Annotated in this window: 19 protein-coding genes and 2 pseudogenes; 12 read left to right on the top strand and 9 right to left on the bottom strand. The window is 32.0% G+C overall.

Translation table 11 applies throughout. The features are described from left to right. The first annotated feature begins 45 nt into the window (after positions 1 to 45). Positions 46 to 2,499, top strand: coding sequence for a BspA family leucine-rich repeat surface protein (locus R4B61_RS01835; RefSeq protein ID WP_413627951.1), 2,454 nt, complete (start codon positions 46 to 48; stop codon positions 2,497 to 2,499). 68 nt (positions 2,500 to 2,567) lie between these two features. On the opposite strand, the gene R4B61_RS01840 is transcribed toward R4B61_RS01835, so the two are convergent. Next, positions 2,568 to 3,278, bottom strand: coding sequence for a hypothetical protein (locus R4B61_RS01840; protein ID WP_413627952.1), 711 nt, complete (start codon positions 3,276 to 3,278; stop codon positions 2,568 to 2,570). Between the two features lie 527 nt (positions 3,279 to 3,805). Here R4B61_RS01840 and R4B61_RS01845 point away from each other — a divergent pair. The 3 genes from R4B61_RS01845 (at position 3,806) to R4B61_RS01855 (ending at position 6,009) form a co-directional block, all read left to right on the top strand. Continuing rightward, complete coding sequence (locus R4B61_RS01845) at positions 3,806 to 3,943, top strand: hypothetical protein (protein WP_413627953.1); 138 nt, start codon at positions 3,806 to 3,808, stop codon at positions 3,941 to 3,943. Beyond that, a complete protein-coding gene (locus tag R4B61_RS01850) occupies positions 3,943 to 5,202 on the top strand; it encodes a glycosyltransferase family 2 protein (protein ID WP_413627954.1) in 1,260 nt (419 codons plus the stop codon). The genes R4B61_RS01845 and R4B61_RS01850 overlap by 1 nt, the downstream gene beginning before the upstream one ends. A 129-nt stretch (positions 5,203 to 5,331) precedes the next feature. Continuing rightward, the gene (locus R4B61_RS01855) at positions 5,332 to 6,009 is read left to right on the top strand and encodes a hypothetical protein (RefSeq protein ID WP_413627955.1); all 678 of its coding nucleotides are present in this window, start codon (positions 5,332 to 5,334) and stop codon (positions 6,007 to 6,009) included. A 53-nt stretch (positions 6,010 to 6,062) separates the two neighbouring features. Here the strand turns inward: R4B61_RS01855 and R4B61_RS01860 are convergent, their stop codons facing one another. After that, the gene (locus tag R4B61_RS01860; protein ID WP_413627956.1) at positions 6,063 to 6,410 is read right to left on the bottom strand and encodes a hypothetical protein; all 348 of its coding nucleotides are present in this window, start codon (positions 6,408 to 6,410) and stop codon (positions 6,063 to 6,065) included. A 104-nt stretch (positions 6,411 to 6,514) separates the two neighbouring features. Between R4B61_RS01860 and R4B61_RS01865 the strand changes: the two genes are divergently transcribed. Beyond that, positions 6,515 to 6,892, top strand: a complete 378-nt coding sequence (locus R4B61_RS01865; protein WP_413627957.1) for a TetR/AcrR family transcriptional regulator — start codon at positions 6,515 to 6,517, stop codon at positions 6,890 to 6,892. Between the two features lie 21 nt (positions 6,893 to 6,913). Then, positions 6,914 to 7,270 (top strand): PH domain-containing protein, encoded by a 357-nt coding sequence (locus R4B61_RS01870; RefSeq protein ID WP_413627958.1) that lies wholly within the window; start codon positions 6,914 to 6,916, stop codon positions 7,268 to 7,270. Positions 7,271 to 7,351: 81 nt separating this feature from the next. Here the strand turns inward: R4B61_RS01870 and hxlB are convergent, their stop codons facing one another. The 3 genes and pseudogenes from hxlB to R4B61_RS01885 all read right to left on the bottom strand — a co-directional run bounded on the left by hxlB (position 7,352) and on the right by R4B61_RS01885 (position 9,083). Beyond that, positions 7,352 to 7,882: a 6-phospho-3-hexuloisomerase gene (gene hxlB / locus R4B61_RS01875; protein WP_413627959.1), complete on the bottom strand. Its 531-nt coding sequence runs from the start codon at positions 7,880 to 7,882 to the stop codon at positions 7,352 to 7,354. A gap of 16 nt (positions 7,883 to 7,898) precedes the next feature. Further along, complete coding sequence (hxlA, locus tag R4B61_RS01880) at positions 7,899 to 8,525, bottom strand: 3-hexulose-6-phosphate synthase (protein ID WP_413627960.1); 627 nt, start codon at positions 8,523 to 8,525, stop codon at positions 7,899 to 7,901. Positions 8,526 to 8,646: 121 nt separating this feature from the next. Next, positions 8,647 to 9,083, bottom strand: a pseudogene (locus tag R4B61_RS01885) (GNAT family N-acetyltransferase). 107 nt (positions 9,084 to 9,190) lie between these two features. Here R4B61_RS01885 and R4B61_RS01890 point away from each other — a divergent pair. Beyond that, positions 9,191 to 9,613 carry a MarR family winged helix-turn-helix transcriptional regulator gene (locus R4B61_RS01890; RefSeq protein ID WP_413627961.1) on the top strand — a complete coding sequence of 141 codons (423 nt, stop codon included), beginning with the start codon at positions 9,191 to 9,193 and terminating at the stop codon, positions 9,611 to 9,613. Continuing rightward, on the top strand, positions 9,603 to 10,247 hold the full coding sequence (locus tag R4B61_RS01895) for a hypothetical protein (protein ID WP_413627962.1): 645 nt from the start codon (positions 9,603 to 9,605) through the stop codon (positions 10,245 to 10,247). The genes R4B61_RS01890 and R4B61_RS01895 overlap by 11 nt, the downstream gene beginning before the upstream one ends. 98 nt (positions 10,248 to 10,345) lie before the next feature. Here the strand turns inward: R4B61_RS01895 and R4B61_RS01900 are convergent, their stop codons facing one another. The 3 genes and pseudogenes from R4B61_RS01900 to R4B61_RS01910 all read right to left on the bottom strand — a co-directional run bounded on the left by R4B61_RS01900 (position 10,346) and on the right by R4B61_RS01910 (position 13,491). Then, positions 10,346 to 11,644 carry an LPXTG cell wall anchor domain-containing protein gene (locus R4B61_RS01900; RefSeq protein WP_413627963.1) on the bottom strand — a complete coding sequence of 433 codons (1,299 nt, stop codon included), beginning with the start codon at positions 11,642 to 11,644 and terminating at the stop codon, positions 10,346 to 10,348. 417 nt (positions 11,645 to 12,061) lie between these two features. Continuing rightward, a pseudogene (locus tag R4B61_RS01905) lies at positions 12,062 to 12,235 on the bottom strand (hypothetical protein); the annotation flags it as partial. Between the two features lie 183 nt (positions 12,236 to 12,418). Continuing rightward, a protein-coding gene (locus tag R4B61_RS01910) for an IS3 family transposase (protein ID WP_413627964.1) occupies positions 12,419 to 13,491 on the bottom strand; the annotation gives its coding sequence in 2 pieces (ribosomal slippage) (positions 12,419 to 13,251 and positions 13,251 to 13,491; 1,074 coding nt in all). 51 nt (positions 13,492 to 13,542) lie between these two features. Between R4B61_RS01910 and R4B61_RS01915 the strand changes: the two genes are divergently transcribed. The 4 genes from R4B61_RS01915 (at position 13,543) to R4B61_RS01930 (ending at position 16,886) form a co-directional block, all read left to right on the top strand. After that, the gene (locus tag R4B61_RS01915) at positions 13,543 to 14,094 is read left to right on the top strand and encodes a helix-turn-helix domain-containing protein (RefSeq protein WP_413628277.1); all 552 of its coding nucleotides are present in this window, start codon (positions 13,543 to 13,545) and stop codon (positions 14,092 to 14,094) included. Between the two features lie 616 nt (positions 14,095 to 14,710). Beyond that, positions 14,711 to 15,256, top strand: a complete 546-nt coding sequence (locus R4B61_RS01920; RefSeq protein WP_413627965.1) for a type II CAAX prenyl endopeptidase Rce1 family protein — start codon at positions 14,711 to 14,713, stop codon at positions 15,254 to 15,256. 377 nt (positions 15,257 to 15,633) lie between these two features. Then, on the top strand, positions 15,634 to 16,197 hold the full coding sequence (locus tag R4B61_RS01925) for a TetR/AcrR family transcriptional regulator (RefSeq protein WP_413627966.1): 564 nt from the start codon (positions 15,634 to 15,636) through the stop codon (positions 16,195 to 16,197). Further along, complete coding sequence (locus R4B61_RS01930; protein ID WP_413627967.1) at positions 16,197 to 16,886, top strand: DUF4097 family beta strand repeat-containing protein; 690 nt, start codon at positions 16,197 to 16,199, stop codon at positions 16,884 to 16,886. Before R4B61_RS01925 ends, R4B61_RS01930 begins: the two co-directional genes overlap by 1 nt. Positions 16,887 to 16,994: 108 nt before the next feature. On the opposite strand, the gene R4B61_RS01935 is transcribed toward R4B61_RS01930, so the two are convergent. Next, positions 16,995 to 18,293, bottom strand: coding sequence for a D-alanyl-D-alanine carboxypeptidase family protein (locus R4B61_RS01935; protein ID WP_413627968.1), 1,299 nt, complete (start codon positions 18,291 to 18,293; stop codon positions 16,995 to 16,997). Positions 18,294 to 18,296 lie beyond the last annotated feature (3 nt).

Below are 18,296 nucleotides of genomic sequence, written 5' to 3' on the forward strand. Positions count from 1 at the left end.
ATTGTTGTATAAAATAGTTTACAAAAATAAAAAGGAAATTTAATTATGCTATATAATCACAATCAACTAAACAAACAAAACGAGAAGAAAACACTGCGGAAAGTTAAGAAACAATGGATCGTCGTTTCATTGGCATCCTTTGCTTTTATCGGCAGTATGTATGGATTAACGACTAACTTTTCAGTTCAAGCTGATCAAACCCAACCAGCAACTGAATTAAGTAATCAGAAGCCACAGAATGATAATAATCAAAACAATCCCAGCTCTGAAAGTAACAATCCAACCAGCAGTAGTAATTCTGCACCAACTGCTTCAACCGAAAGCAGTCAACCAACTAATAGTGGCACTACTAACGATAGTCATAAAGACGAACCAAAAATAACTCCTCAAGTTGTTACCAATAATGATGGTTCTACTCCTACACCAACTACTCCGGCCAAATCTGGAAATGATCAAGACAAAGACCAATTATTGAACCAAGAAATCCAACAACTTTTACATAGTAACGACCAATCTGATTCTAAAAACGATCATGAACAAACTAATTCTAATCAAGAAACCAACCAAGTGCTTTCTACCAAAATTGGAGATGGTAACTCTAGTGAACAAACTAGTGACAAGTCAGGCCAAAACGGTAACTCTAACTGGAACTATGATAATAACAGCAAAACCGTTACCTATACACCAAATGATGGAAGTAATCTAATACATCTTGATAAAGCAATTGGTGATTCTATTGATAAAGCAGACAAAAATGATAATAGTGATAAAAACCTTGTAACGCTACCAACTGATGGTGTTCCTGCCGATGTCGAACACATTGTCTTTAAATCTCAAGTTAAACTACCTCAAAATTCAACCTCATTGTTTTATGGTTTAACTAATTTACAAGACATTCAAGGCTTAGATAATGCCGATGCTTCTAAAGTAACCTCAATGTCTTTCATGTTTAAAAATGATAATAATCTTAAGAGTCTTGATCTTTCAAAATGGAATGTATCCAATGCGGACTATATGTCCAATATGTTTGAAAATGATGAGAATCTAACCTCTTTGAACCTTACTGGTTGGGATACTAGCAAGGTTATTTATACCAGTTACATGTTCGCTGGAACTAAAAATTTAACCACTCTTGAAGGAATTAATAACTTTAAAACTGATAGTCTCAAAGATATGTCAGGTATGTTTCAAGACGTAGGACTTAAAACATTAGATTTAAGTAGTTGGAATACTAACAATAGTGTAACTAGAATCAGTTGGATGTTTAACGGAGCAAAAGAATTACAAAGTATCGGATCATTAAAAAACTGGGATATTAGTAATGTAGATGATTTATCTGGAATGTTTAACGATGCCACCAGCTTAAAATCATTAGATATTAATGATTGGAAAACTGACAACGTCAAATGGTTCAACAAAGCATTTCGGAATACCAATAGTCTAGATAGCCTCGAAATTAGTAAGTGGAGCACTAAAGGACTAACCACAGATACAAATGATCAATTTAACGAAACTTTTTCCAACGCCGGAAACCACGAAAAATTTGTTTTAACTCTTAACAAAACTTTCTATCCAAATGCTCAACTTGGATCTGGTTATGAATATATTCAAGCAGTAGACGCCAACCATGGCGGAACAATCGATAACCCTAAGGGAGATCAATACACTCCAGAAAATCTTCAAAATAAGTACAGTGTTGGTGGTTCCCCAATCGTAGAAACTTATGTAATGCAAACTTTAGAAGGAATTAAAAAAGCTGCTAAAGATGCGGTTACCGCTCAGGCTGATAAAACTAGAGCAAAGATTACTAATGACCCTTACTTAACACAAACAGAAAAAGATGCTCAAATTAATGCAATTAACACTGATGAATCTAATGCTAACAATGATATTACTAACTACACATCAAATAAGACCTTTATCGAAGCCAAAAAAGCCATTGAAAAACTTCGCGACGATGCCATCAAAGAAATTGAAGAAGCATATCATCCTGGTGTAGCTCCAAGTTCCAATGGTTCTGATGCAAATTCATCCGCTTCCACTGCTGAACCTGGTTCTAGTCAAGCAAGTAACGGTTCTTCTGCCGCTAGTTCAGCCGAAAGTGCTAACTCAAATGCAAACAGTAGTGCTGCTGGTAATAGTACTGCCAGTGAAAGTTCTGCTAGTGCTAGCCACTCTAACAGTAGTGCCGCATCTAACGGAAGTTCCAGTGCTGCTGCCCCTTCCAGTGCAGGTAACAGTTCAGCTACCTCCGGATTACCAACTGCTACATCTGCAGCAAATGGTAAAATCACTGGTGCCGCTGACAATTCAGGTGTACAAGTAGACGCATCTACTGCAACAAATACAAATAATAAGAATAACTCAAATAAGAAAACTAGTCATGAATTACCACAAACTGGTGAATCTAATGGATCTATCTTAGCATCAATCGGTCTTGCACTGGTTAGCTTATTTGCAATGATTAGTTTAAGAAAACAAAATCACCATGAAAATTAATTAAATAATTGTTTTCCTCAAAAAGGGAGCTACTTTAACAGTAGCTCCCTTTTGTTTACTTAAAATTTTTATCTAACCGCTTGCATCAATTGATCCATCGTAATTACATTTTGACTGTCTGGAAGTTTAATTTCTTTTTTATCAGTATCAAATGCTTCCATATTAATCTTTTGTGTTTTATTTTCGTCGCCCTTAACTTCAATGACTAAACGATTACCTTTACTAAGCAATGATAAAGTTTTGGCATTATTTCCATAGCTAGCAAATAAGTTCTTCAAATTCGTATCTTTATCATTTACTTTAACGTCAACTTTAAGATAACCATCTTTCTCCTTAGTAACTTTGGAATTTTCAATTGCTTTGTTCAATTGATCTTTTGACTTAGCAAAATTTGCTAGGATATTAAGATTTTGTTTTTGAATTGCTTGGGTTGCCTCATCACTCTTTATGTATTTACCCTTTAGTTTTGCTTTAGCTTCATCACTAATATTTTGTCCATAATTTTCAACAATCCCAGTCGCTTCAATATAAGAAGTCTTACCATCAGAAACCATATTAGATTTCTTTCCTTGGGAAGTTACCGAAGCCATTAGTGCCTGATTATCTTTATTTTGAGTCAAAGAAATCCCGTAATCATTACTATTGATATCTACTTTCACTGCCTTAGCTTGATAAAAATTATCTAAGTTGTTGGTGAAGGCTTTTTGATCACTTTTCCCACAACTAACTAAACCTATTGATAATAATAGTAATCCCAATAACATTCCTATTTTTTTCATTTTTAACACATCCTTATCCTTTTTTAGATACTTTCATTTTACCACATTTTTTGTAAACGCTTTCATTTTTTATTACTACTTTATCCAATAAAATTAATCATTTAGCAAAATCTAAAAGTGATAATGATTAAAATCACAAACTTTGTGATATCATAAAATTGTTATATAAAATATTAGGAGGATTGCTATTATCAAAAATAAAGTTCATGATTTATTTTTCCAAGAAGGAAATTTCAAACTTAAATTATGGCAAAGTCTAGTAGCATTTATCAGTTGGATTTTGCTCATAATCCCATTCTTTTGGATTTATTTTTCTCTATTAGGAGTTAGCCACTTAGGTACGATAAATTTTTTCGCCTTTGGTCACGAAAAGCAAGCCATCTATTCGCTTGCAACCTTTTTATTAACAGCCTTAATCGTAATCATTATTCATCACGTAATAATGAGATCGTTCATTAAACGTCGGTTAAAAAAAATTACCGAAATTCCTAACCAAGAGGAAAGAATCAATCATAAAGTTATTACATATGAAAAAAAATTGGGACAGATTAATTGGCGATGAAGATTATCGACACAACGTCAAAATGTATACTGTCAAGGCCGGAGATCACCAAATCAAGGATTCGTTGGCTAGACTAAAAACAAAAGATTGGAGTAACTACTAATGACTATTTTAGGTTTTATTGTAATTATTTTAGTAAGTTATCCAATTTTAGGCGCAATGTCTTGGATAACTGGTTCAATAATTTATAACCATGAAAAAAAGAACAAGTTTAAAAAATATCCGCAAGAAAAATTTGTATCGATTTTAATTGCGGCCCGTGACGAAGAAAAAGTTATTGGAGCTACACTAGAACAACTATTGAATCATTTAAACTACACCAATTATGAGGTTTTAGTAATAAATGATGGTTCCCAAGACAATACTTTAAACATCGTAGAAAAATATGCAGAAAACCACGACAATCTTCGCATAGTTAACCTAGAGGAAAATCAGGGAAAAGCCAATGCTTTAAACATTGGCCTCGCCTTTGCTAAAGGGGACTACGTTTTAACTAACGATGCGGATAGTTTCCCAGAAGAAAATGCGTTAAAAAAATACATTAGCATTCTGAACGAACCCTATGCTGATAAAATTGGTGGCATCACTAGTAACATGGATGTGCAAAACCGAACTAAGCTAATTACCAAATCGCAAACCCTTGAATTTTCAAGTATTATTGGAGTTATCAAACGAACTCAAATGGCCATTATAGGCGGCATTTATTCCTATAGTGGTGCTAACACTTTTTACAACAAAAAGGCTCTAATTGATATCGGTCTGTTTAGAACTAATCGTGCTACCGAAGATATTAGTGCCGCTTGGGATCAACAAATTAACGGTTGGTTAGCAATTTTTGAACCTAAAATTCATTTGATTATGCAAGCCCCAGAAAATATCGTTGATTTATATCACCAAAGAAAACGTTGGTCTAAAGGTGGAATTGAAGCCTGGATTACTAACTGTGGAAAAATTTTCAGAAAGCCATTTAAGAACTGGGGCTTAACTGAATTATTTATTGATCAAACTATCAGTATTATTTGGTCTTTCTTCTTCTTAATCAACTTCATCATCTTTGCCTACTATTTCTTTCTTTTTTCATTCAATCACAATTGGGATAACCTATATACCATGATTACGATTTCAATGATTTTTGTTTGTTTTGAGTTGATCAGTGGAATTATGCAACTAATTTTTGCCATGGTTGATGATAAAGAGATTAATAGATTTCGCTATATGGTATTTAGTCCCCTATACTTACTTTTTTATTGGTTAGTAAATACTTTAACGATCATAACCAGTATTATCCCTGCCATTAACACATTTAGAGGTCATAACACCGGTAAATGGACTAGTCCAAAACGAAGTAGGATAAAAATATAACTAATTAAAGGGAGCCTCCATACGGCTTCCTTTTTATTTCAAAAAAACATTTTAATTAGTAACAAAAGTTTTATAATTTAGGTAGATATTAATACAAATATCTAAAGCCATTTTAAGAAGGAAAAGATTATGAAAAAAACTACCCTCATTGTTTCATTATTAATCGTCGTTGGTTTAGTAACTTGGGGTGCCTACGCGTTAGGACAGAATAATAACCATTCTGATGTCCCTAAATCGGACTATTCTCAAACTAAATCCAAAGAAAATACTAATAAAACAGCAACTAAAAAAACAACCAGTAATGACTCAGCAAATGCGGACAAAAACGACCAGTCCAATAAAACATCAGCCGCCACTTCAACTACAAACAATCAAGCTAGCGATTACAATGCACTACCACAAAAAATAAAACTAGCTCTCTTAGCTCATACTGCCCTTCCCAATAACTATGGTACCAATTACAGAACCCACTACTCTGTCTTTATGGGTGATAAGGATAAAATCGTAATTTATGACGACGGTGAAGGAGCTGGTGGGACAGCCGATCATACCGTGATGTATACCGATAATCACAACGGAACTTATACGGTTTCTTACATTGAATCAAGCGCTCCTTACATAGCCGCTTACAATGCTAACAACTCATACTGGAAAGCTTATAAAACCGTCTCAGAAGCTGATATGATGAATGATTACCAACAAAATAAGGATGAAATTAAATTTACTAGTGATTTAGTTGACCTTTCAAACTCTGCTAAATCATTTACATTTGTACCTACTAACCAAACATCATTGCCTAATAAATAAAGATATTTATAGATTAAAACCCCTCGTTAAAACGAGGGGTTTTTCTTTATATCCTAATCTTTAATTCCCTTAGTTAACGGAATTATTCCCATTGAAAGCACAATTCCTAGCATTCCCACAATAATTCCAGTAATCATCATGTTCCAAACCAATGTCATTACTAGTCCCATGCTAAAAATAAACACAGAAACAAATCCATATGCAATGGTAAAAAGCATTTTTCTATCCATGTTTAATAATTCCTTTCCTTCCATCTTTTGTCGTACCATCATAGTCATAATTCCACCGATTAAGCCGATAACTCCAATCACGATTCCTGGTTTCATTGCAGCCCATTGTGGAATCATTGTGAGACACATTCCTAAAGCAAAAAACAATCCACTAATTGTGCCTAAAAACATTGTTACAACATTTTTTTCTCATAAATATTTCTCCATCTAATAAATTTATTGAGTTAAACATCTTTATATTTGACTGAACGTTCAATTAATTATATTATTTATGCATGGGAAAAAATAAAAATTTTAATGTAGAAGAAACTGTGAAAAAAATTGGATATCTTTTTTTACAAAATGGATATAATGGTACCTCGATTGGAGATATCGTAAAGGAAACCGGATTACTTCGAGGAAGTCTTTACGGAACTTTTGGTAGTAAGGAGGGAATGTTTATAGCAGCTCTTAACGTTGGCTTAGAAAATGATGAATCCGAGTTAATGTGGGGATTAATTTTAGTGGCAATGCTTGAAGTAACTCCAAGAAGTACAAAAGTAAAATCAATTATCCAAAAATGGTATAAAAACCAAAATTATAAAAATATAGAGGAAAAAATTGGTGCAGAAATAATTAAGCATAGTAAACTTTCTGGACTAGATCACGAATAACTTAAGAAAGGATAACTTATAATGCAAAACAAAATTGAAATTACCGATGATTTTTTAATTGTTACTCCCCAAGGAATCAATAAGTTAGCATCTTTTAAAGATAAAATTGAAATTCCTTTAAAAAACGTTTTCGGTGCTTCCATCGACAACGAAATTTTAGATGAGTATAAGGGATTAAGAGGACCCGGAACCTCACTACCCGGTTATTGGGCGGGAACGTTTACTAAAAATAACGAAAAAGTCTTTTTTAACATCAAAAGAGGAAATAAACCCGTCGTTATCCAATTAAAAAACGAAAAATTCGTTCGTTTAATTTTAGGCGTCGATCATCCAGAAAAAGTGGTAGATTCAATTAACGAAGTTGCTCAAAACATTTAAATCAAAGAAAAAAGCCTGGTATTTACTTATCAACATCTAAAGTAAATATCAGGCTTTATTTATAATAACTATCGTAATTTTTTATTCTAGATTAGCATGTTGGTCGCGCATGAATGATTCTGAAACACCGGCAAATTTCATGTAATCCATTGTCACTGCGTCACCAAATAACCACACTGATTGTTCGAATAAACTTCCCATGGGTTGTTTAGATGCAACTTCATTGCCAACACTGTCTTTACTTTTACCCGGCAAAATCGTTATTTGATCAGCAATATTAGCAATCGTGGACTGCTTACTAGTTGAGAGTAACCAAACTTTAGCACCGGTTTGCCGCGCCGTTTTAACCATGTTTAAAGTTCCTTGAGTTTCTCCAGAAGCGGAGGCCGCAATCAATAAATCATTTTCTTTAATTGCGGGAGTAGTCGTTTCACCAACCACATACGCTGATTTACCCATTTGAGCTAGCCGCATCGCAAATCCTTTTAGAGCTAAACCAGAGCGACCGCCTCCATACACAAAAATATTGTTAGCATTTTTTAGGTTCTCTAGTTTATCGGTTGGAATTGAAACATCGTTTTGTAGTAACTCATTTAAAATAATTTTCCACATATTGAAACCTCAAAAATTATTTAATTAATTGCTTAAATTCAGCAGCGGCTTTAGCGGGATCATCTACCGTTGAAATTCCTCCACCAACAATCAATAAGTCTGGGTTAGCTGCTTTTATTTCTTCAATGTTTTCTAATTTAATTCCACCAGCAATCGCAGTCTTAGTGTTTTTAACGTTTTGTTTGATAAGGTCAAAAGTAGCAAATGGAGTTTCCCCATTAGCTTGTAAATCGTATCCAGTATGAGTACCAATGTAGTCAGCTCCAAATGCATCAATTTCTCGAGCACGTTTAGCGACATCTTGAACCCCAATCATATCAACTAGGATTTCCTTACCTGCTTCGTGAGCTGCTTTTACAGCATCTTTAATTGATTGGTCTTCAGAAACACCTAAAATGGTGGTAATATCTGCTCCGTATTTTACGGCTTGACCTACTTCATATGAAGCAACATCCATAATTTTCAAATCAGCTAATAGGGTGATTTCTGGAAATTGCTTTCTGATTTTTGCTAATCCTTCTAAACCAAAATTAATTACTAAAGGAGTTCCATATTCAAAAATATCGATACTATCCTTGGTTTTTTCAATTAACTTAATAGCTCCATCTACATCTTCTAAATCGATTGCAAGTTGAATCTTCATAAATAATAATCTCCTTAATTTAACTTAATGTACAATGTCCCACACTATCAAAAAGATAGTGACTTAGCAACCGATTTGCTTATCAAATTAACTACCGTAGTAGTAAGGAGTGTTTTATTTGCTAAACTGACTTAACCATCTCTACGTGTGGAGTTCCCTCAAAGATAAATGGTTCCCCAGTAACTGAAAAATCATATTTTTCGTAGAACCCAACCACTTGTTCTTGAGCTTCAATTTGAATTGGTTGCTCAGGCCATTCTTTTTCACAAAGCGTTAAAATGTGTTCCATCAATTTCGATCCTAACCCACTACCCCGGACCTTAGTGGAAGTAACCACTCGCCCAAGGTAACGTAATTATCTTCGGAAAATACTCGTGCATAAGCTAATACTTCGTTTGAGTCATCAGCTTGAAAAAAGACGTGAAATGATTCCGGGTCATTTTTATCCAACTCGTGGTAAATTCGTTTTTGTTCTACCACAAAGGTATCAATTCTTAATTTTAGAAGTTGATAGAATTCTTCTGCATTGAGTTCGTTCATTTTTTTAATTTTCCACATAGGCTACTCACTCTCCTAGAAATCATGTATAATAAATTTATAGATACAGTTGCATATGCAACTGCTTTGTTGATAAATATATTAATATAGTCAGGAGCATTTTTCAAGTGGACAATACTAGTTTATTTAGATTAATTGGAACGATTTCTCGCCAAGCAACCAGAGAAGTAAACCAGCAAGTAAAGAAATATAACTTAGATAATAACCTCTTTTTATATCTTCTTAGAATCATCGAAAACCCCGGTCTAACTCAATTTGAACTGATTCAACTAGTTCAAGTCGATAAAACAACTATGAGCAGATCTTTAAAAAAATTAATCGATCGCGACTACATTCAAAAAAAGGTTAATCCCGAAAATAAAAATTTCAAAAAATTATTTCCTACCGACAAAGCCCTTACTTTACAAAAAAATATCGCAGGAATTGAAAAAAATTATATTGATGAAAAATTAAAGGGATTAACCAACTCACAAAAAACAGCTTTATCTCAAATTTTATTAAACATTGAAGGGAGTAGTTTTGCCGAATAATTGCTTAAGCATTAGATTCTTATTTTTCCTAATTGGTTTGTTCCTCGTTTCTTTAGGAAACAGTTTATCGATTATTTCCTTAGCTGGAAATGGTTTGTGGACAGCCGCCTCCATTCAAATCAGTCAATTAGGTGATTTTTCCATCAAAGCCGTTTTAATTTTCATCGGAATTGCGGCCATTATTTTAAATACGATTCTGACTAAATTTAATTGGATTAAAATTCTGGGTGAATTGGTCTTTGTTTTCTTTTTTGGCAACCTAATCAACTTCTTTATTGATAAATTCCAAATCATCACCCAGTTTACTAACACTTATCCGGCTAGGATTACACTAGCTATCATTGGAATAATCATCGTTTGCATTGGAACCTCGTTTTATCAACGAGCCAATCTCTGGATGTATCCCACTGATCATTTAACGGCCATTGTTTATCATCGTTTTTTTCCAAAAAACATCAAAAAAGCCCAATTAGTTGTCTTTATGATTCCCATCGCAATTATTCTAATCACCGCACTGCCGTTAAAATCAATGCAAGGAATTCAAGTAGGAACCGTTTTCTCATTACTAATGAACGGAAAAATCATTCAGCTATCAAATAATTACTTGTTTCCCGTTTTAAAGGATAATCGTTAATTTTTAGATATAAAAAAGACTTACTCTAATTCGAAATTAGAATAAGTCCTTAAATCCAGTAGTTTAATTACTATTGGCTATGTTAATCATGATAAATTTTATTTACTTTCTCTTTTTTTACGATTAAATCCAAATACAGAAAGAAGACCAACCAAACCAATCATTACAGAACCAATGATTGATAACTTATTATTAGTTTCACCGGTTTGTGGTAATTTGTCGGATTTAGTTTGTGAATTTGTGTTAGTTGAATTTTGTGAAGTTACCTTAGTAGTGTTAGCTGAACTTGACCCACTAGGAACTGACTTAGGTGCATATGAAACATTAACTTTATTATTATCACCAATTGTTACAGCAACTTTTTCACCTTGAGGTTTATTATAACCTGGAATTTCTGGAAGATGATTTGTTGGAATTTCAACCTTGTCTCCAGTTTTATGATCACCTGGAACCGTTATTGGATCAACTGTTACACCCTTAATTGGTTGTTTAGTTTTGTCATCAATTGGGTTAGGAGTAACGACCGTTTCTTTTGGTGCATAAGGAATTTCAACCTTACCATTTTCACCAATAGTTACAGTAATCTTATCACCTTGAGGTTTATTGTAACCTGGAATTTCTGGAAAACCACTTGTTGGAATTTCAACTTTGTCTCCGGTCTTATGATCACCTGGAACCGTTATTGGATCAATTGTTACTCCTTTAATTGGTTGTTTTGTTTTATCATCAATTGGGTTAGGAGTAACGACCGTTTCTTTTGGTGCAGGGACAACTTCTTGTAATTTTTGCCGTTGAACGTTAACTTCTGGCACAGCAACCGTAATCATGTTTGGTTTAGTTGGTTCAGTTGGTTCAGCCAAATCTTTGGTACCAAATAAGTTAGAAGTGGTGATTGTCCAAGTAATTGGAAATAACGTTCCATTTTTATTAATGGTTGATTCTTCTTGAACCAATTCATTACCATCAAGAACTATTAATCCAGCACCAAATACAGAGTTAGGTGATCCAGTAATATCCCAATTATACTTTTCAAGTTCACTAGAATTAGTTGAATTTACCCAGTCATCGTGTAATTCTTGCCGTTTATTTTCATCTGCAACCCATTTCCAATTGATTGGATCATCATTTTGAATATCTGAATATAACCCATCAGCATGATTAGTAACAGAACTTCCTAAAATACTCTTACTGTGACCACCAGAAATAACTCTAACTCTTTCTTGACGGTTTTGTGACCCATTATTTAAAGACATTACCTCTGCATAACCGCCATCAAAATTTATTTGATGGTTGTCTTTATCAAAGTATGAGATTGAATGAGTTATTTTAGCTTCCCCTGCATTCTTATCAACAGCGTTATACCAGTTACCAAATGTTGGATCTTTGGCAAAACTCATGCTTCCAACATTTTCAGTACCGTAATATTTATCTACTCGTTTACCTATATTAATTACTTCACCGTTGCCATTAGTAAAAGAACCATTAATTTTAGTATACGTTATGGTTGCAATTGGATTTTGTGCAGTTGAGTTCTTACCAGCATTTGGATCAAAATGAATAAAATTATTCCAAGGAGAAGTATTAACATTTCCATTATCGTCCAGATGATTTATAGTTACTCCAGCTGGTACATCAATTTGTAACTCAGCGTCGGGACTTTCACTTAAATGAAATTTTTGAGTTACATTATTAGGATTTACGCTATCAGATGAAGCTTTTTTAGCGATTGAATCATTATATGACTTTTGATCATTGTAATCCTTTAGATCTGAATCATATTTTGCTTTTGCTTGATCATACTCAGCCTGCTTTTGTGCATTAGTTGCATCCGCAGCTGCTTTTTCATTCTTATATTGATTAGTAACAGCGTTAATGTTGTTGGCTTGTGCACTATTACTATTTTCAATTTCTGTTTTTTTATCATTAACTGTATCCGGAGTGGCAGTAACGACTTTTTCTGGTTGTTCGTTAACCTTAACTCCGTTGTTTTTTGCATTATCAACAGCTTGGTTTAAACCATTATCATTAGTCGCAACTGATTTAACCTGTTCATTACTACTTGATGAATTAGATTGACTTGCTTGCTTAGCTTGATTTTCAGCAGAACTAGCAGTTCCATTTTGCGCACTAGCGGCCGTTTGCTCCTATGTCAATAAATGGTACTTTTTTTATTAGACTGCTGTTCTAATTCTTTCGCTGTTAAACCAGTTAATATAATTATTAATTCTAATTACTAAATCTGAATAGTTATCAAATCTAGTCTGAAAAATAAATTCCCTTTTCAATAAAGAATGAAATGCTTCAATCGTTCCATTATCGTATGGATAGCCTTGTTTTGAATAAGAATGTTTAATTTTGTTATTAGTTAGAATATTTTCAAATACACCACTGGTGTATTGAGAGCCCATGTCTGAATGCAGATATTTGGGCTTTTTTTCTTTCTTTAAGGCATTAAGTAAAGTAATGACAATTAAATTAGTAGTCATTTGTTTTCCTAAATTAAAACTAATAATTTTTTTGCTTCTTTCGTCTAAGATAGTACTTAAGTAAATCCAAGCACCTGGTTTCAATTCGATATAAGTAATATCAGCACGCCAGATGTCAGTATTCAAACATGACTTTATTAAATTTTGTCTTTGATCATAATCAACATGTGTCCCTGGTTTTTTGAATCTTCGACCCATAAGTGACCTGATTTTTAATTCTTTCATTAGACGATAAACTCTTGATGTACCAATATGTATACCCAACCGCTTTAAGGCAATTGTAATTCTAATATAACCGTATGCCCTATAATTCTCTTTCCAAATACCATAAATTATGTCTTTTAAATTACTATCTTCAATGCTTCTATTACTTGGTTTGTAATTTAACCAATTATAATAAGTTGTTTTTGAAAGCCTCAAGGCTTTCAGGATTATCTTTAAGCGGTATTTCCGTGATTTCTCAGTAATAAACTTAATTGCTTGAATTCTTCCTAACGCTTTCCCAGTAATACCGCCGCTGCTTTTAAAATTTCATTTTCCTCTTTTAAATCTTTCAATTCCTTTTTCAATCTTTTAAATTCTGAAACTGATACAGTTGATCCATCAGATAATAAGATACTATCTTTGTCCTTAATCCATTTACCAATGGTAGTTTGATGAATCCCATATTCTCTTGATAATGATACTTTAGACCGATGTTCTTCCTCGTAAAGTTTAATAATATTTTGTTTTACATCTTCTGAATATTTTTGTGGCATAATAAAAGCTCCTATTCTGATTTTAATCTATGATACTAAATCTCTACTAAAATTAGTACCAAATACCAGTATAGGAGCACCCAGCAAGAACTTGCAGATAAAATAAACATTTCCAGAAAGACATTATCTGGTTGGGAAAATAATCGTAGTTCTCCTACCTTAGAATATTTAACAGATATATCTAAATATTTAAAAAAAGACATTTCGTACTTTTTATCTAAAGAAGAATCGAATAACAAAATCAATTTATTATATCTAGTACTTAATATTTTTAATATGTTACTAGTAATAGTTAACATTATAAGCTTATTCGTTGGAGTCAATGTTATTGGTTTAACTTTTATAAATACATTGATATTTTTAATACTTATCGATACCAATCAAAACGAAAAAATGAAAAGCAAGAAATCTATTATAGTAAGTAGTCTTTTCTTTACTGCTTTATTTATTTATCTAACTAGTATAGGAATTAATCAATCAATTAATATGTTTCATAAATTTTATTGGGGTGCATTTTTCGGTTATTTATTACGATCAATAACAATAACTAGTTGTTTATATCAATCAATCCAGTTTATCAGGGATTACGGTAGTAATAAGTAACATGTCTTAAGTATTACTCAATAAGCTAATCAAGAAAAAGAACCATTAAAAATAATTAATCTAATGATATTATGAATATAAATAATGTTAGGAGGTTTAATTTTGTGTTAAATAAAGTAGGGAATAAAACGGTAAAAAAACAGTTGCTTTAATAGCTTATGCTATTCTAACTTTTATAGATTTTTATATTATAATTAACACAGCTAATTTTTTTAGAATTACATTAGCTTTTGCTGGATTTATATGTCTAACTATCGGAATAATTAAAAAAATATCTGCAATAGACAAAAAGAATAGTATTTAATTAATTTAATGTATATTAATCTACTTGAAAAGATTCCAAGTTTATTTTTGGAATCTTTTATTTTACACATACATTGGTTATTTAGAATATGTATACAACATCAATTCATCAATAAAAATATTAAACACTAGAACTAAAGAAAAATTAAATACAGTATTTAATTTTTGAAAGGAATTTATTATTAATAATACTAAAATTTTAAATAACAGGCGTTTATTATTAGTTATATTAACCGCTTTTTCAACTATTATTTTAACCATATTTAATTCACCTGATGATTTAAATTCATATCAATTTTACTTTTTTCCGATATTGAACCTTTTTGGTGGTTTAATAGCTTTAGTTTCAATATATGGTTATTCATCCGTAAAAATATTATTAAAGCCTATGATCAAGGGTTCTATTAAACGAGTATTTATTGGATTTATTTTAGCTACCTTAATTAGTCTTTTTGGGGTTTCTATATACTACTTTTTTAATATAAAAATTACAGGAAATAGTCTTACTGATTATCCTCTTGATAAATCAAGTCTTTTGATACTTATACTTATGATAATTATTCAAATAACTGGTGAAGAATTAATTATGGCAGTTTTTACTTTACCAATATTAAATTATTTTAGTAATAAAAATATAAACATTAAATATTCTTGGTTATTAGCCAATTTAACAGGTTGCTTAATTTTTATGGTAATTCATTTACCTGCTTATCAATATAATGTATTTATGGTTATTATTATCGGATTTAGTCGCTATCCATTTACTATGTTATGGTTTAAAACTAAATCTTTACGTGGTGGTATTTATTCACATTTACTTTTTGATTTAATTCGTATTGTTCCTAAAATATTTATATAAAAATCTATAGTTAATATAATTTACAACACAAAAAAGAACTCTAAATTAAGAGTTCTTTTTGATTATATATCAGTTAATTAATCTGATGAAATTTATTTTTCTTTGAGTACTTGTTTAATATAGTCCGTTACAGCTAAACTGAAAAATCTCATATGTTTTTTAAGCTGATTAGGGAACCAATGCGTTTTATTATTTTGACTTGAAGTTTTCTAAATTCCAGTTCTTCATTTTCTGAACCAAGGATAACTGTGATTAATACAAATATTATCAACTAACTAAATAATATTTGTATTGACTATTTATAATAATAGCGTAATATCATTAATGAATGAATATTTAAAATATTCATTCATTAAGAGGAAAGGTAATTTATCACTATGGAAAAAAAGGAATTAATCAAAATTGCTACCGAAGTCTTTAATAAATATGGTTATAAAAATACTAAACTAACGGATATTACCAGTGCTGCCGGAATTGCTACCGGATCATTTTATAACCACTTTAATTCAAAAGAGTCTATTTTCATTGCTGTTTATGAGCAAGAGAACGAAAAATTGAGGAATGCTTTAGAAAAACAGATGCTAAATTCACCTAACTTAGTTGATGCCGTTTTAGAAATGATGGATACCATTTTAAAGAAGGAAAAAAACAATCAAATTCTAATTGCATGGTATCAACCTAAAATCGGACCAAAATTACATGAATTTTATCAAAATAAAATTAACAACGAAAACTATCATTTTTCTATCTTTATAAACGATTGGTTTCAAGCTCGAGCAGATAAATTAAATCTATCGCAAAAACAGCGAGAAAATTTCAAAGATGGAATCGCATTAATTGAAAATCTTGATAATTCAATTGGTGTTAAAGAAATGGAACAACAATATATCGTTTTAAAAAAAATGATTTCAGCTTATCTTGAAAGGTGGGTATTAAAATAATGAAAAATACAATTTTAACTTCAGTAAAGTGGGTATTATTGATTGGATTAGTCGTTGGAGCAATCTTTGGTTGCCTTTATTTGTGGGCAAGTAGCACTAATAATCGTATCAACGTTAACCACTTTAAGATTGATCATCTTGATAAGTTCACTTTTAGTTCTGATAAAAAGCAAGTTAATTTAAAATTATCAACAAGAACTGCTAACTTAAACATTACAGAAGGAAATGAATTTAAAATAGTTTTAAATGATGCAGTTAAATCTGATTACAAATTTTCAGAGCAAGAAAATAATATTAAACTAGTACAAAAGGATGCACATAGCCATCAATTAGAAATTGGGAATACCCCAACCATCAATATTCAAGTTCCTAAAAACCAAATTGACAACTATGATATTTACCAGTTAAACGGAACAATTCAGATTAAACAATTAGTTGCTAATAAAGCAACAATCCAACATGATAATGGGACGACTAACTTAACTGATTTTAGCGTTCATAATGGTGGAACTCTAAATAAAAAGAACGGCTCAACTAATTTATCCAATGTAGCAGTGGCCGGGATAAAAGCTAAAGTAGATAATGGTAATATTTCTGTTTCAGGAGATAAAAAAGGAAAAAGTTATCAAACTGGAAATACCCCATTTTTTGAAATTAATAGTGGTCAAGGACAAATAAAAATTAAATAAATAGGTTTATATAACAAATATCATGGAAATAAAACAATCGTAAATAAGTTAATCCATCATAAATCAAAAGCAAACTAATAATAAATATTAGTTTGCTTTTTTAATTTATTATCGTCTTTTCCATAACCACACAAACTTAACTAGCAAAAATACTCCTAGCAAAATCAATAAAATCTCACTGAATCCTAAAATCATTTTTTGCCAATTTATTTCATTATCAGCATCTACTTCTACTGGAATTTCACTGGTGTTCTCGGGCAGCAACTTGATATACTTTAAATTACTAATTTGTAATTGGCCAATTACTTCATTTTTCTTTAGGGGTGCCAATAGAGCTTTAAAATGACTAGTCCCGTTTAGGTTAACAAACTTCGTATGTATTTTAGGCTGATTAGGGAACCAGTACGTTTTATTATTTTGAACTTTAAATTTACTAAATTCATGCTGACCATTGGGAACTCGAACCTGTTGAATAGGCAACATCTGATCATTAATTGTTACTGGATCTAATCTTTGATCAATCTGATTAACTAGTTCCCACGATTGGTTAAACCGCTCTTCATTTTCTGAACCTAGGATAACTGTGATTAATCTTAAATCACCTTTTTTGGCAGTCCCTACAAAGTTTTCTCCAGCAGTATCACTGGTCCCTGTTTTCAAACCATCAAAGACAAAATCACCCTTAATCCCTAGTAAACCATCCGTGGTGGGATAAGTTTCTCCATCAAATACCAAGTATGGTTTAGCCGTGGTTTTTAGAATTTCAGGATACTCGGCCAATAGTTTTTGGGTAAATTGTGCGAGTGCTGCAGCCGACATCCGGTTTTCCTGTGCTGCCCCCACTTGAGGATTCATTAAAGCTGGTCCCAAACTACCATTGGATAAACCACAGGCATTGTAAAATTGTTGATCTTTAATTCCTAATTTATTGGTGGCATCGGTCATCATTTCACCAAAATCAGTGCCATCTTTAGCCAGATAATTACCAATTGCCATCGCAGAAGCATTAGCAGAACAAATTAAACTAGATTCATACAACTCTTTCAAAGTGTATGAACGACCACTTTGCAACGGAACATTGGTATACATAGAATTTTGACTCAATGCGGCAATCGCTGGACTAATTTTAACTTCATCATTCCACGAAACCTTTTTTTCCTTGATTTGTTCCAATAAAACGTAAGTAGTTACTAATTTACTGACCGAAGCAATGGGTACCTTTTGATTAGGATTTTGGGAATAAAGAATCTGACCACTTGAAGCATCAACCACCATCGCACTTCTAGCATCTACATTAAGATTTTCTAGTGGTGGTTGTTTATCATTAGCATTTACACTAACAACTGACCCCCAACATAGCAAAAACGAAAGTAAATACAAACCAAGCTTTAGCTTACTAATCTTCATGAA

Origin of the sequence: Fructilactobacillus vespulae (assembly GCF_047324295.1) — a bacterium.
In the GTDB taxonomy this organism is placed as follows: domain Bacteria; phylum Bacillota; class Bacilli; order Lactobacillales; family Lactobacillaceae; genus Fructilactobacillus; species Fructilactobacillus vespulae.

Bases quoted from the DNA above. Each gene is read 5' to 3' on its own strand.
- hxlB (WP_413627959.1), bottom strand. From the start codon at position 7,882: ATGTGGAAAATTATTTTAAATGAGTTACTACAAAACGATGTTTCAATT.
- hxlA (WP_413627960.1), bottom strand. From the start codon at position 8,525: ATGAAGATTCAACTTGCAATCGATTTAGAAGATGTAGATGGAGCTATT.
- R4B61_RS01925 (WP_413627966.1), top strand. From the start codon at position 15,634: ATGGAAAAAAAGGAATTAATCAAAATTGCTACCGAAGTCTTTAATAAA.
- R4B61_RS01835 (WP_413627951.1), top strand. From the start codon at position 46: ATGCTATATAATCACAATCAACTAAACAAACAAAACGAGAAGAAAACA.
- R4B61_RS01930 (WP_413627967.1), top strand. From the start codon at position 16,197: ATGAAAAATACAATTTTAACTTCAGTAAAGTGGGTATTATTGATTGGA.
- R4B61_RS01870 (WP_413627958.1), top strand. From the start codon at position 6,914: ATGCAAAACAAAATTGAAATTACCGATGATTTTTTAATTGTTACTCCC.
- R4B61_RS01845 (WP_413627953.1), top strand. From the start codon at position 3,806: ATGAAAAAAAATTGGGACAGATTAATTGGCGATGAAGATTATCGACAC.
- R4B61_RS01840 (WP_413627952.1), bottom strand. From the start codon at position 3,278: ATGAAAAAAATAGGAATGTTATTGGGATTACTATTATTATCAATAGGT.
- R4B61_RS01850 (WP_413627954.1), top strand. From the start codon at position 3,943: ATGACTATTTTAGGTTTTATTGTAATTATTTTAGTAAGTTATCCAATT.
- R4B61_RS01865 (WP_413627957.1), top strand. From the start codon at position 6,515: ATGGGAAAAAATAAAAATTTTAATGTAGAAGAAACTGTGAAAAAAATT.
- R4B61_RS01860 (WP_413627956.1), bottom strand. From the start codon at position 6,410: ATGTTTTTAGGCACAATTAGTGGATTGTTTTTTGCTTTAGGAATGTGT.
- R4B61_RS01900 (WP_413627963.1), bottom strand. From the start codon at position 11,644: ATGAGTTTTGCCAAAGATCCAACATTTGGTAACTGGTATAACGCTGTT.
- R4B61_RS01855 (WP_413627955.1), top strand. From the start codon at position 5,332: ATGAAAAAAACTACCCTCATTGTTTCATTATTAATCGTCGTTGGTTTA.
- R4B61_RS01935 (WP_413627968.1), bottom strand. From the start codon at position 18,293: ATGAAGATTAGTAAGCTAAAGCTTGGTTTGTATTTACTTTCGTTTTTG.